General features: G+C 63.4%; 11 protein-coding genes and 2 riboswitches. Of the genes, 8 read left to right on the top strand and 3 right to left on the bottom strand.

Features of this window, described 5'->3' with window-relative positions:
• Positions 1–18 precede the first annotated feature (18 nt).
• The gene (locus QCE49_RS13325; RefSeq protein ID WP_175979653.1) at positions 19–1062 is read left to right on the top strand and encodes an oxidoreductase; all 1044 of its coding nucleotides are present in this window, start codon (positions 19–21) and stop codon (positions 1060–1062) included.
• A gap of 3 nt (positions 1063–1065) precedes the next feature.
• Here QCE49_RS13325 and QCE49_RS13320 read toward each other — a convergent pair whose 3' ends face one another.
• Entirely contained in the window at positions 1066–1392 is a 327-nt protein-coding gene (locus QCE49_RS13320; protein WP_008352517.1) for a hypothetical protein, read from the bottom strand.
• A 197-nt stretch (positions 1393–1589) separates the two neighbouring features.
• A riboswitch (glycine riboswitch) is annotated at positions 1590–1695 on the top strand.
• 9 nt (positions 1696–1704) lie between these two features.
• Positions 1705–1836: riboswitch (glycine riboswitch) on the top strand.
• A gap of 116 nt (positions 1837–1952) precedes the next feature.
• Here QCE49_RS13320 and gcvT point away from each other — a divergent pair.
• The 7 genes from gcvT to QCE49_RS13285 all read left to right on the top strand — a co-directional run bounded on the left by gcvT (position 1953) and on the right by QCE49_RS13285 (position 10535).
• Positions 1953–3077 (top strand): glycine cleavage system aminomethyltransferase GcvT, encoded by a 1125-nt coding sequence (gcvT, locus tag QCE49_RS13315; protein WP_034472309.1) that lies wholly within the window; start codon positions 1953–1955, stop codon positions 3075–3077.
• 62 nt (positions 3078–3139) lie between these two features.
• Entirely contained in the window at positions 3140–3520 is a 381-nt protein-coding gene (gene gcvH, locus QCE49_RS13310) for a glycine cleavage system protein GcvH (protein WP_008352521.1), read from the top strand.
• 62 nt (positions 3521–3582) lie between these two features.
• Positions 3583–6513, top strand: coding sequence for an aminomethyl-transferring glycine dehydrogenase (gene gcvP / locus QCE49_RS13305; RefSeq protein ID WP_008352522.1), 2931 nt, complete (start codon positions 3583–3585; stop codon positions 6511–6513).
• Positions 6514–6694: 181 nt separating this feature from the next.
• Positions 6695–7741 (top strand): alginate lyase family protein, encoded by a 1047-nt coding sequence (locus QCE49_RS13300; protein ID WP_235366281.1) that lies wholly within the window; start codon positions 6695–6697, stop codon positions 7739–7741.
• Positions 7742–7762: 21 nt separating this feature from the next.
• Positions 7763–9151 (top strand): L-serine ammonia-lyase, encoded by a 1389-nt coding sequence (locus QCE49_RS13295; protein WP_008352525.1) that lies wholly within the window; start codon positions 7763–7765, stop codon positions 9149–9151.
• A gap of 140 nt (positions 9152–9291) precedes the next feature.
• The gene (locus QCE49_RS13290; protein WP_250457097.1) at positions 9292–9789 is read left to right on the top strand and encodes a hypothetical protein; all 498 of its coding nucleotides are present in this window, start codon (positions 9292–9294) and stop codon (positions 9787–9789) included.
• Positions 9783–10535, top strand: a complete 753-nt coding sequence (locus QCE49_RS13285) for a hypothetical protein (protein WP_250457098.1) — start codon at positions 9783–9785, stop codon at positions 10533–10535. The genes QCE49_RS13290 and QCE49_RS13285 overlap by 7 nt, the downstream gene beginning before the upstream one ends.
• A gap of 9 nt (positions 10536–10544) precedes the next feature.
• On the opposite strand, the gene flhA is transcribed toward QCE49_RS13285, so the two are convergent.
• Positions 10545–12650: a flagellar biosynthesis protein FlhA gene (flhA, locus tag QCE49_RS13280; RefSeq protein WP_309806008.1), complete on the bottom strand. Its 2106-nt coding sequence runs from the start codon at positions 12648–12650 to the stop codon at positions 10545–10547.
• Entirely contained in the window at positions 12647–13855 is a 1209-nt protein-coding gene (gene flhB / locus QCE49_RS13275) for a flagellar biosynthesis protein FlhB (RefSeq protein ID WP_008352533.1), read from the bottom strand. Before flhB ends, flhA begins: the two co-directional genes overlap by 4 nt.
• Positions 13856–13941: the final 86 nt, after the last annotated feature.

Genomic DNA, 13941 nt, shown 5'->3' with positions numbered 1-13941 from the left:
CGACAGGACGATGCCCGCATGGACACAGCACTCAAAGTCGGCGTAATGGGCTACGGCCTCGCCGGCGCGACGTTTCACGCGCCCGTCATCGAGCACTGCGGCCGCGCCGAAGTCACGGCCATCGCCACGTCGCAGGCCGAGCGCGCGCAGGCCGATTATCCGAACGCGCGGATCGTCGCGGATTTCGACGCGCTGCTCGCCATCGACGAACTCCAGTGCGTCGTCGTCGCGACGCCGAACGACACGCACTTCGATCTCGCGCATCGGGCGCTGTCGGCGGGCAAACACGTGGTCGTCGACAAACCGGTGACGCTTTCGTCGCGCGACGCCCGCACGCTCGCCGATCTCGCGCAGCAGAAAGGGCTCGTGTTCGCGCCGTTTCACAACCGTCGCTGGGACGGCGATTTCATGACGGTGCGCGCGCTCATCGAAAGCGGACGGCTCGGGCGCATCACGCATTACGAATCGCATTTCGACCGTTTCCGCCCGAAAGTGCCGCAGCGCTGGCGCGAGGAAGCGGAGCGCGGCGGCGGCCTGCTGTTCGATCTGGGGCCGCATCTGATCGATCAGGCGCTGACGCTCTTCGGCGCGCCGCAAACGGTGACGGCGTTCGTGAAGGCGCATCGCGACCACGCGCACGCGCCGGACTACGTGCATCTCGTGCTCGGTTACGCCGACAAGGAAGTGATCCTGCACGCGAGCGCGCTCGCGGCGCTGGAGCCGCCGCGTTTCGCGATCCACGGCACGCGCGGCAGTTACGTGAAGAACGGGCTCGATACGCAGGAAGATCAGTTGCGTTCGGGGATGCGCCCGGGCAACCCGGAGTTCGCGAAGAATCCGCCGGGCACGTTGCGCGAGGTCGATGGCGATCTCGATCTGCGTCACGAATTCGCCACGAAAGATGGCGCGTACGTCGAGTTTTATCGTGCGCTGGCGGCGGCGATTCTGGATGGCAAGCCGTTTCCGGTTTCGCCGCAGGACGCAGTCGACACGATGACGATCATCGAACTCGCGATGCAGAGCGAGCAAGAAGGGCGGCGCGTGCCCTTCGCGCGCGGCTGACGCCTAGCGGCGGCTGACGCTGCCGCACGTCGTCCGCACTTCGCCGGCGATGTCGCCGCAGTTCACGTTGCCCGACACCGTCGACACCGCGCCGCCCACATCGCCGCAAGTCACGTTGCCCGATACGGTCGACACGACGCCGACCGCGCCGTGAACCGCGACCGTATCGCAGTTGTCCGCCTGAAACGCCTGAAGGTCGCCGTGCACTTCGAGCGTGATGCGCGTCGCTTCGCCGGCGCTCACGTTCTTGCCGTCGACGAGCACGCGGCCGCCGCGAACCGACACATGGTTGCCTGTATAAGTAACGCCGTTGATGGTGATCGTGGCCATGTTCGTCGAAGAGGAATCAACGCGATCCGAACAGTGTACGCGTGATTTCATTGCGAAAAGGCGCTGCTTCTGAAACAAACTACGACGGATTTGTCGATACACGCTCGCGCGTTTGCATCGGTTTCGAATCTGCGGAAAAGCGCAATCGCGCAAGTCCGAATCCGTTTGACAACCCCAATTCGGTCGCGTAAATTCTGCCGCACGCGTCGGGAGAGCGCGTGGCCTTTCATCGCAACGAGAAAGACCGCGCCGCCGAAGGGGCATACCCGCAAACTCTCAGGCAAAAGGACCGACCGCGTCGAGGAACGAGTTTCCTCGCACTCTGGAGAGCGGCAGCGGCTTCGTCATTGAGCCAGTTGCCCACCGAAGGGGCGCGCGATGGACCGCGGCACAGCCGTGCACGGTTCGCGCAATCTCTCAGGTACCGAGGACAGAGGGGTCACGCATCGCAACCGCTCGCGGCATGGGCCTTGCGCGCTGCTTCCCGCAGCACGAAAGGCGCATCCGGCAGGCGAATAGTGCGCTGCGTGGCCTTTTTTGTTTCGCGAACCGAGGCCCCGATGACTTCTCTTCAACACACGCCGCTGCACGCCGCTCACCTCGCGCTCAACGCGCGCATGGTCGATTTCGGCGGCTGGGACATGCCCGTCAACTACGGTTCGCAGATCGACGAGCACCGCGCGGTGCGTACCGACGCCGGCATGTTCGACGTCTCGCACATGCGCGTCGTCGATTTCGAAGGCGAGGCCGTCCGCGAATTCTTCAAGTACGCGATCGCCAATAACGTCGACAAGCTGACGACGCCCGGAAAAGCGCTCTATTCCTGCCTGCTCAATGGCGACGGCGGCGTCATCGACGATCTGATCGTCTACTACTTCTCCGAAACGAGTTTTCGCGTCGTCGTGAATGCGGGCACGGCGGAGAAGGACATCGCCTGGTTCGGTCAATTGAATGCCGAAGGCGAATTCAACCTTTCCATCACGCCGCGTCGCGACCTCGCGATCATCGCCGTGCAAGGTCCGAACGCGCGCGAAAAAGCCTGGCAAGTGCTGCCGGACACGCGCGCGCAGACGCAGGACATCAAGCCGTTCAACGCGGTCGTTTTCCCGTCGACGCAATTCGGCGAACTGATGCTCGCGCGCACCGGCTACACAGGCGAGGACGGTTTCGAGATCGTCGTGCCAGCGACGCATGTGGAAGCGCTCTGGAACGCTTTGCGCGACGCAGGCGTGAAGCCCGCCGGCCTCGGCGCGCGCGACACGCTGCGCCTCGAAGCCGGCATGAACCTCTACGGCCAGGACATGGACGAGAACGTCTCGCCCCTCGACGCCGGCCTCGCGTGGACCGTCGATCTGAAGACGCCGCGCGATTTCGTCGGCCGCAGCGCGCTCGAAGCGCACGGCTCGAAGGCGAACTTCGTCGGGCTCGTGCTCATCAAGGAAAACGGCAAGGCGGGCGGCGTGCTGCGCGCGCATCAGAAAGTCGTCACGGAACGCGGCGACGGCGAAATCACGAGCGGCACGTTTTCGCCGTCGATGCAGGAGTCGATCGCGTTCGCGCGCGTGCCCACGGGTGTTGCCGTCGGCGACACGGTGCAGGTCGTCATCCGCGACAAGCAACTGCCGGCGCGCGTGGTAAAACTTCCGTTCGTGCGCAACGGCAAGGTTCTGGTTGAGCTTTCCTGAAGCCGTCGCGCCCGTTTCCTCCGATCAAGAACCTCACGAAAGAATCACGCAAGGAGCATCCAATGAGCATCCCGGCCGATCTGAAATACACCGAATCGCACGAATGGGTCCGCACCGAATCCGATGGCACGCTGACCGTCGGCATCACCGATCACGCGCAGGAAGCGCTCGGTGACATCGTGTTCGTCGAACTGCCCGCGGCGGGCAAGACCGTTGCGGCGGGCGACGCGATCGCGGTGATCGAATCGGTGAAGGCCGCTTCCGATATTTACGCGCCGGTGTCGGGCGAGATCGTCGCATCGAACGACGCGCTGACTTCGGCGCCCGATCAGGTCAACGGCGCGCCGTACGAAAGCTGGCTCTTCAAGATCAAGCCGGCCGGCGACGCCACGCTCGACAAGCTGCTCGACGCCGAAGGCTACGGCAAGTCGATCGGCGAATAACCCATCTCAATGACGATGGCGGCTCGCGCAGACCAAGAGCGAGCCGCGTCGCAGGAATTCACATGAAGCTCGAACACCCGGATCGCCTGATGAACCGCACATCCCTGTCACTCGCCGCGCTCGAATGCCACGACGCATTCGCCGAGCGGCACATCGGCCCCGATGATGCCGACCAGCGCGCGATGCTCGACGCGCTCGGTTTCGCGTCGCGCGCGGCGTTCATCGACGCGGTGATTCCTGAATCGATCCGCCGCAAGGACACGCTGCCGCTCGGCGCGTTCACGCAGCCGAAAAGCGAGGCGGAAGCGCTCGCGTATCTGCGCAAGCTGGCGGACGAGAATCTGGTGTTCCGGACTTACATCGGCCAGGGTTACTACGGCACGCACACGCCGGCGGTGATCCTGCGCAACGTGCTCGAAAATCCGGCGTGGTACACGGCATACACGCCCTATCAGCCGGAAATTTCGCAAGGGCGCCTCGAAGCGCTGCTCAATTTCCAGCAGATGGTGATGGACCTGACGGGCCTCGCGATGGCCAACGCCTCGCTGCTCGACGAATCCACCGCCGCCGCCGAAGCGATGACGCTGCTGCAACGCATCGGCAAGCCGAAGTCGAACGTGTTCTACGTTGCCGACGACGTGCTGCCGCAGACGATCGAAGTCGTGAAGACGCGCGCGAAGCCGGCGGGCATCGACGTGAAAGTCGGTCCCGCCGCCGATGCCGCCAGCGCGAATGCATTCGGCGTGCTGCTGCAATATCCGGGCGCGAACGGCGATGTGCGCGACTATCGCGCGCTCGCCGAAGCGATCCACGCGGCGGGCGGCCATGTCGTCGCCGCGGCGGATCTGCTCGCGCTGACGCTCATCACGCCGCCGGGCGAATGGGGCGCGGATGTCGCGATCGGCAATACGCAGCGTTTCGGCGTGCCGGTCGGCTTCGGCGGGCCGCACGCGGCATACATGGCCGTGCGCGATGAATTCAAGCGCCAGATGCCGGGCCGTCTCGTTGGCGTGACCGTCGATGCGCAGGGCAATCCGGCGCTGCGTCTCGCGCTCCAGACGCGCGAGCAGCACATCCGTCGCGAGAAGGCGACGTCGAATGTCTGCACGGCGCAGGCGCTGCTCGCGATCATGGCGAGCATGTACGCGGTCTATCACGGCCCGCGCGGTCTCAAGACGATCGCGCTGCGCGTGAATCGCGTGGCGTCGATCTTTGCGGCGGGCGTAAAGAAGCTCGGCTACACGATCGCGAACGACACGTTCTTCGATACCGTCACGATCGAAAGCGGCGCGAGCACGACCGCGCTGCATCAGGCCGCGTACGCCGCGCACATCAATCTGCGTCATGTGAGCGCGAGCCAGGTCGGCGTTTCGCTCGATGAAACCACCACGCGCGACGACTTGCAGAAGCTCTTCGCGCTCTTTGCGGAAGTCGCGGGCAAGACCGAAACGTTCGATATCGACGCGCTCGATCAATCGGTGACGGATTCGCTGCCGCAGGCACTGCATCGCACGAGCGAGTATCTGACGCATCCGGTTTTCAATCGCCACCACTCCGAGCACGAAATGCTGCGCTATCTGCGCAGTCTCGCGGATAAAGACCTCGCGCTCGACCGCACGATGATCCCGCTCGGTTCCTGCACGATGAAGCTCAACGCGACCTCGGAAATGCTGCCGGTCACGTGGCCCGAGTTCGCGGCGATTCATCCGTTCGCGCCCGCCGAGCAGACGGTCGGCTATCGGACGATGATCGATCAGCTCGAACAGATGCTCGTCGCGTGCACGGGTTACGCGGCGGTGTCGTTGCAGCCGAACGCCGGTTCGCAAGGCGAGTACGCGGGCTTGCTCATCATTCACGCGTATCACGAGTCGCGCGGCGAAGGGCATCGCAACGTGTGTCTGATTCCGGCGTCCGCGCACGGCACGAATCCGGCGTCGGCGCAGATGGCAGGCATGCAGGTCGTCGTCGTCGCGTGCGATGCGAACGGCAACGTCGATATCGACGATCTGAAGGCGAAGGCCGAAAAGCATTCGGCGAATCTCGCGGCGATCATGATCACGTATCCGTCGACGCACGGCGTGTTCGAGCGCAACGTCCGCGAAATCTGCGACATCGTGCACGCGCACGGCGGCCAGGTGTATGTCGACGGCGCGAACATGAACGCGATGGTCGGTCTCTGCGCGCCCGGCCAGTTCGGCGGCGACGTATCGCACTTGAATCTGCACAAGACGTTCTGCATTCCGCACGGCGGCGGCGGACCGGGCGTCGGTCCGGTCGCGGTCGGCGCGCATCTGGCGAAGTTCCTGCCGAATCAGACGTCCACGGGCTACAAGCGCGATGAAGCAGGCATCGGCGCGGTGTCGTCGGCGCCGTACGGCTCGGCCGCGATTCTGCCGATCTCGTGGATGTACATCGCGATGATGGGCGCGAGCGGCCTCACCGCCGCCACCGAAAGCGCGATTCTCGCGGCGAACTATGTCGCGAAGCGTCTCGCGCCGCACTATCCGGTGCTGTACAGCGGCGCGGGCGGACTGGTCGCGCACGAATGCATTCTCGATGTGCGTCCGATCAAGGAATCGAGCGGCATCTCGGTGGAAGACGTCGCGAAGCGCCTGATCGACTACGGCTTCCACGCGCCGACGATGAGCTTCCCGGTTCCGGGCACGCTGATGGTCGAGCCGACGGAATCGGAATCGAAGGAGGAACTCGACCGCTTCATCGACGCGATGATCGCGATCCGCGAGGAAATCCGCGCGGTCGAAGAAGGCCGCGCCGATCGCGAGGACAACGTGCTGAAGAACGCGCCGCACACGGCGGCGGTCGTCGCATCGGATGCGTGGGAGCACAAGTACACGCGCGAAGCGGCCGCGTATCCGCTGAAGTCGCTGATCGCGCGCAAGTACTGGTCGCCGGTCGGCCGTGCGGACAACGCTTATGGCGACCGCAATCTGATGTGCTCGTGCGTGCCGGTATCGGAATACGCGGACGAGTAAGGCTACGCGCACGAACCTGAGAGAGCGCCGCCCGAAAGCGTAAAGCTTCGTCGGGCGGTTTTGCGGCGCGTTCCAGAACGGCTAACATCTCACCCCGGACCAAAAGCCAAAACAGGGAGTTCACATGGCGCTCAAGGTGCGAGAGGTGAAAGGGACGATCCGCGCGTGCGCGGCGCTGGCGATGCTCGGGGTGATGTCGCTTGCCGCATCGTCCGCGCACGCCGCGATGAATTTCTGCGCCGCGCCCGCGATGCAGACGAGCGAGCGCACCAACGCCGATCCCGGTGTGAAGGCCCTCGTGAAAATGGTGCAGTCGCGCGTGAACGATCAGCCGAAGCCGCGCGCGAAGCTGCATACGGAAGGCACGCTGCCGCACGAAGGCATCTACGACGAAAGCGTCGAAGCGGAGAAAGACCTCGGCCTGATGCGCGACGCCGCGCTCGCGTGGCGCGCGACCGGCGACGAACGTTACCTGCGTCTCGTCGACCGCTTCCTGTTCGCGTGGACGACCACGTATCAGCCGAGCTTCAATCCGATTGACGAAACGAATTTCGAATCGCTGATTCTCGCGTACGACCTCACGGCGAGCGCGCTGCCGGTCAAGACGCGCAACGCGGCGAACGCGTTCATCACGAAGATGGTGAGCGGTTATATCGACGATATGGACAAGCAGCCGCGCCCGCTGACCGGCAGCTATCGCAACAACTGGCAGAGCCATCGCGTGAAGCTGGTGGCGATGGGCGCGTTCACCATCGACGACCGCAAGCTCATCAACGCGGCGCAGCGGCTTTTTATCGAACATATCGGCGACAACATCGCGCCGGACGGATCCACGGTCGATTTCGCCGAACGCGATGCGCTGCGCTACGTCACCTACGATCTTCAGCCGCTCGTGACGGCGGCGCTCGCCGCGCGCAGGCACAACCGCAACTGGCTGCCGGAGCGCGCGCAATCGGGTGCGACGCTGGCCGTGGCGCTCAACTGGCTCACGCCGTACGCGCTCGGCACGAAGACGCACGACGAATTCGTGAAGTCGTCCGTGCCTTTCGACGCCAAGCGGCGCGAAGCAGGATTGCCGGGTTACTCGGGTCAGTGGGATCCGAGGAACGCGGCGGAACTCTTTCATCTCGCGGCGCGTCTCGACGGCCGCTACGCGCCGGTGGCGCTGCGGCTCGCGCCCGCGCCGCCCGCGTGGCTCGCGGTGTGTCTGCCGCTGCCGGCGCGTTAATTCTTTCAGTCAGGTGATGTCATGGCAGTCAGCGTATTCGACCTCTTCAAGATCGGTATCGGACCTTCGAGCTCGCACACCGTCGGACCGATGCGCGCCGCGTTGATGTTCGCGCAGGGGCTCGAGCGCGACGAACTGCTGGAGTCGACGGCATCGGTGAAATGCGAGCTGTACGGCTCCCTCGGCGCGACGGGCAAGGGCCACGGCACCGATCGCGGCGTGATGCTCGGCCTGATGGGCGACGCGCCCGATACCGTCGATGCTTCGAGCATCGTGCCGCGTCTGGAGCAAGTGCGGACGTCGAAAACGCTCGCGCTGCTCGGCGCGCGCAAGATTCCCTTCACGATCAAGGAGAACATCGCGTTCTACCGGCAGGCGCTGCCGGAGCATCCGAACGGCATGAAGCTCTACGCGTTCGATGCGAACGGCGCGTTGCTGCGCGAGGCGACGTATCTGTCTGTTGGCGGCGGATTCGTCGTGACGGCGGGCGCGGCGAACACGGCGGTGCTGACGGCGCACGAGCAGTTGCCGTATCCGTTCCAGACCGGCGACGAGCTGATGAAGATGTGCGCGGACTCGGGCAAATCGATCGCGCAACTGATGTGGGAAAACGAGCGCGTGTGGCGTTCGGAAGACGAGATTCGCAGCGGGCTGCTGCGCATCTGGGACGTGATGCAGGATTGCGTCGCGCGCGGCTGCGGCATCGGCAATCCGGAAGCGGAAGGGCATCTGCCGGGGCCGTTTCAGGTGAAGCGGCGCGCGCCGCAGCTTTATCGCGCGCTGGCTGAAAAGCCCGAGCAGGCGTTGCGCGATCCGTTGTCGATGATCGACTGGATCAATCTCTACGCGATTGCCGTGAACGAGGAGAACGCGATCGGCGGACGCGTCGTGACGGCGCCGACCAACGGCGCGGCGGGCATCATTCCGGCGGTGTTGCATTACTACGATCGCTTCGTGCCGGGATCGAATACGCAAGGCGTGATCGATTTTTTGCTGACGGCTGCGGCCATCGGCATTCTGTACAAGATGAATGCGTCGATTTCCGGCGCGGAAGTCGGATGTCAGGGCGAAGTCGGCGTCGCGTGTTCGATGGCGGCGGGCGCGCTGGCCGCGGTGCTCGGCGGCACGCCGGCGCAAGTCGAGAATGCGGCGGAAATCGGCATGGAGCATAACCTCGGGCTGACGTGCGATCCGGTCGGCGGAATGGTGCAGATTCCGTGCATCGAGCGTAACGCGATGGGTTCGGTCAAGGCGGTCAACGCGGCGCGCATGGCGATGCGCGGGGACGGATCGCACTACGTTTCGCTCGATTCGGTAATCAAGACCATGAGGGAGACGGGCGCGGATATGAAGACCAAATATAAAGAGACTTCGCGCGGCGGATTGGCGGTGAATATCGTGGAGTGTTGAGCGCTAGGGGTTGCCTGCGGACAAGCCGCTTTATCGATGACTGAAACATTCGTTATACGAGATAAATTTGCGGTGCGGACGCGGTTAGCATCAGCGGAATCCAAGACAGATTTTGCCGATTGCAGACCGAGAGAGCAGCATTGGAATCCGATCAATTGCTTGCCCACAAGCAGGCGTTCAAGACGCTGACTGCGTCGCCCAAGTTCAGGCAGATGAACAAGAGCAAGTGGCCGAAGCCATTCAGCAGAATGGCGCGTCCGCGTGTCCAGGCCACCGATCTGATTCCCGTTTCGGATGCGCACTGCGTGCTGTTCATGTGGCGCGATGGCGAAGAGCTAATGGATCGATCGTTCTACGGACACCTGCTCTGGACTTTGCCTCAAGGCGATTTGTATCCGCTGTTGGAGTTTCACTATCATCCGAGCCATAAAGGCGTGCATTGCAAGATGCCCTCCGAAACGACCATCGATTATCGGAATCGCTTGCTGCCGGGCGCGCCGGAGCTTAACCTCAAGTCATCTCGAATTTTCGATCCGCGCGTCACAGATGATCGCTCGGCGCTCATCGTCCTATTTTGCCGAGCGACAGGCATCACGATCTCTAACGAGCAAAACGGTCAAGGCGATTTATTGTGTTAGCCGAATTCCTGAAGCGAACGGTATGCGCGCTCTTCGAAGTTCACGAAGATCCGCGTGACGTGTTTCGCATCGTCACTCCGCTCGAGTATCCGGGCACCGGAGATCGCGTGGTGGTTCGAGTGCGCGTTCGCGATGGCGCGTTTTCGATCGACGAGAACGGTGAGGCTTGCCTTTGCGCAAGCATGATCGGCGGGGACGTCGAGTCCGGCGCCGTCGAGCAGTGGTCGCAGAGCCTTTTGCAGTACAGTCCGGCGCGTCTTTGCAACGACGAAGTCATTCGCGCCACGACAATGGACGAGCGGCTGGTGGTCCCCTACGTGTTTCGCGTGGCCGAGGCGGCGCAGCAGCTTTACGGTGTGGCGACGTCGCGCGTCGAACGCCGATCGGGAAGTGATTTCAAGGAACGCTTGTCACGCACGATTGCCGACATAGCCCAAGAATTCGACTTGAAGCACTATGCCGAGGTCGAACTGCCCATCTCAGGGAAATTCATCGCGGACCACGTGATCGAGACGCCGACGCCGTCGATCGTCATTGCAGCCATGAGCGACACGCGACTCCTGGAAGGGGAATTGATTCACATGCAGTATCGCGAGGCAAAGAAGTCAGGGCACATACTGGCGATCGCCGAGAGTCAGTTGGCCGTCGGCAAGGCACAGTTCGAACGCGCCAACTACTACACCTGGAAGACCGTCGTCTTCGATGCGCGAAACCTTCGAAGTCTGATCGGTTCGGTCCTTCATTGAAGCGGAACATCACGCCCCAATCAAATTCACCACCTTCACATTCCTCGTATCCGGCACTTCGGCATACGAGATCACATTCAACTGCGGCAAGCTCCGCCGCAGGAACCGCGCCAGCATCGCGCGCAGCGAATGCTGCACGAGCAGCACCGGCGGCAAGCCCAGGTTCTGCTGACGCATGATCGCGTTTTGCGTCGAGTTCATCAGCGTCTGCGCGAGTCCCGGTTCCAGTCCCGGATTCGGACCCGTCGACAATGCCTGCGACAGTACGCGCTCCAGCGTCGGATCGAGGCCCATCACCTGCAGATCGTCGTTGCCCGGATACCACTGCTGCGTGATCGCGCGGCCCAGCGCGAGACGTACCGCCGCCGTGAGATCGTGTGCATCCGAAACACGCGGCGCGTGTTCCTGCAACGCGTCGAGAATCGTACGCATGTCGCGGATCGGCACGCTTTCGTCCAGCAGGTTCTGCAACACCTTCTGCAGCGTCGTAAGCGAAATGACCTTCGGCACGAGATCTTCCGTCAGCGAAGGCGTGTCCTTGCCGATGCGCTCCAGCAGCGCCTGCACTTCCTGACGGCCGAGCAATTCGGCAGCATGCGTCACGACGAGGTGATTCAAATGCGTCGCGACGACCGTGCTCGCATCGACGACCGTGTAGCCGTAGACCTGAGCCTGTTCGCGCAGATTCGTATCGATCCACACCGCCGGCAGACCGAACGCCGGATCCTGCGTCTGCGCGCCCGGCAGCGCGGCCGACACCTGTCCCGGATTGATCGCGAGCCACTGACCCGGAAACGCCTCGCCGACGCCCACTTCCACGCCCTTCAGCGCAATGCGATAACCGTTCGGCCGCAGTTCGAGATTGTCGCGAATATGGATGACCGGCGGCAAAAAGCCGATTTCCTGCGCGAATTTCTTGCGGATGCCCTTGATCCGCTTGAGCAATTCGCCGTCGCTGTTGCGATCGACGAGCGGAATCAGGCGATAACCCACCTCGAGCCCGAGCGGATCGATGAGCGACACGTCCTCCCAACTGGCCTCGGCATTTTCGGCGGAAGCCGCAGCCGCGCTCGCCTGGAGCGGCGTGACATCGGTGACGGCGCTTTTCTTCTTCGCTTCGGCGCGCTTGTTCATCGTGCGCGCGGCGTAGATGAGGCCGCCGCCGAGCAGCATGAACGCGAAGTGCGGCATGCCAGGAATCAGGCCCATCACGCCGATGATCACGCCTGTAATCATCAAGACGCGCGGGTTCTGGAACAACTGGCCGGTCAGCTGCGTGCCGATGTCTTCGTCGGTCGCGACGCGCGACACGATCACGCCCGCCGCCGTCGAGATGATGAGCGACGGAATCTGCGCGACGAGGCCGTCGCCGATCGTGAGCAGCGTGTAGTTGGTCGCCGCGTGCCCGAAGTCCATGTCGTGCTGGAGCATGCCGACGATCAGCCCGCCCACCACGTTGATGACCATGATGAGCAAGCCCGCGATCGCGTCGCCGCGCACGAACTTCGACGCACCGTCCATCGAACCGTAGAACTCGGCTTCCTGCGCGACCGCCTGACGGCGCTTCTTCGCCGTTTCCTCGTTGATGAGACCGGCGTTCAGATCGGCGTCGATGGCCATCTGCTTGCCGGGCATCGCATCGAGCGTGAAGCGCGCGCCGACTTCGGCGATACGTCCCGCGCCCTTCGTGATCACCATGAAGTTGATGATCATCAGAATCACGAACACGACGATACCGACCGCGAAATTCCCGCCGACGAGAAAGTGCCCGAACGATTCGATCACCTGACCGGCCGCGTCCGGGCCGGTGTGACCCTCGAGCAGCACGATACGCGTCGACGCGACGTTCAGCGACAGGCGCAGCAGCGTCGAGAACAGCAGCACGCTCGGGAACGCCGCGAAATCGAGCGGCTTTTGCGTGTACATGCTGACGAGCAGCACCATCACCGACAGCGCGATGTTGAAGGTGAACAACAGATCCAGCAGGAACGCCGGCAAGGGCAGAATCATCATGCCCAAGATCATGCAGATCAGGATCGGGCCGGCTAAGGCGCGAAGGTTCTGCGTGCCCAGCGCGTCGGGCCGTTTGGCGAAAAATCCAGCGCGCGCGTTCATGCTGCGGCTCCATTGTCAGTGTTGTCGCCAGCCAGGGCTTCGGCAGCTTCCTGATCGGCGTCGGCGTCGGAAACGCCGCCTTTGTCCAGTTCCTTCGGCACCTCGAGATCGGACGGTTCGTCCGGCTTGATGCCGCCATCTTCCTTGTAGCGCTTGAGCTGGTAGACCCACGCCAGCACTTGCGCGACCGCGCCGTACAACGCGCCCGGAATCTCGCGGTTGATCTCGACGTTGTGATACAGCGCACGCGCGAGCGGCGGCGCTTCGAGCAGCGGCACGTTGTGCTCGCGGCCCAGTTCGCGGATGCGCGCCGCGACCAGATTCACGCCCTTCGCGACCACCTTCGGCGCGCGCATCTCGCCGTCGGCGTACTTCAGCGCGACGGCGAAGTGCGTCGGGTTCGTGACGATGACATCGGCGGTCGGAATCGCCTGCATCATCCGGCGACGCGCGGCCGCGCGCTGCTGCTGGCGGATCTTGCCCTTGATGTGCGGATCGCCTTCGTTTTCCTTGTGCTCGCGCTTCACTTCTTCCTTGCTCATGCGCAGCTTCTTCGCGTGCGAGTAAAGCTGATACGGCACGTCGACGGCCGCGACGAGAAACAGTCCGCCGATCGCCATCGCGCAGCACACGAAGATCATGTGCATCGCGTCGGCGAGCGCGAGATCGAGCGGCTTCGTCAAAAGGCCGAGCACTTCGGCCTTGCGGCTCCACATCGCCCAGCCCGCCATGCCACCGACCACCGCCGTCTTCAAGAGCGACATGCCGAGCTGCACCGGGCCTTGCATCGAGAAAATCTTGCCGAGACCGCTGATCGGATTCAGACGCCCGAAGTTCGGCGCGAGCGGTTTCGTCGTGATGAGCCAGCCGCCGAGAGCCATCGGCGCGACGAGCGCGGCGAATCCGGTCAGCAGCAGCACGGGCAAAACGGCGAAGAGACCTTCCCGGCCCGCGTTTGCCGCGCCGATCATCATCTGGTGCGTGTCGAGCACCGTCGCGTGATCGAACGTGAACGCGCCGCGAAGAATCGTCTGCAAATGCTGGTTGATCGGCCCCGACAACGCCCACACGCCGAAGAAACCCGCCGCCAGCAGCGCGAACGACGCGAGCTCGCGCGAACGCGCAACCTGACCGTCCTCCCGCGCCTTTTCCAGGCGCTTGGGAGTCGCTGATTCGGTTTTTTCGAGATCGCTTTCTTCTGCCACCGGGCCTTACTCCATCGCTTCCATCGGTTTCACATGCGAGCGGCACGAAGCCGCTTTTTGATGAAAGCGATTATTGCGGAAGGCGT

It is taken from the genome of Caballeronia sp. LZ008, from assembly GCF_031451435.1.
In the GTDB taxonomy this organism is placed as follows: domain Bacteria; phylum Pseudomonadota; class Gammaproteobacteria; order Burkholderiales; family Burkholderiaceae; genus Caballeronia; species Caballeronia zhejiangensis.
The sequence above is the reverse complement of the archived record's forward strand: the minus strand, read 5'-3'. Positions and strand labels throughout refer to the sequence as shown.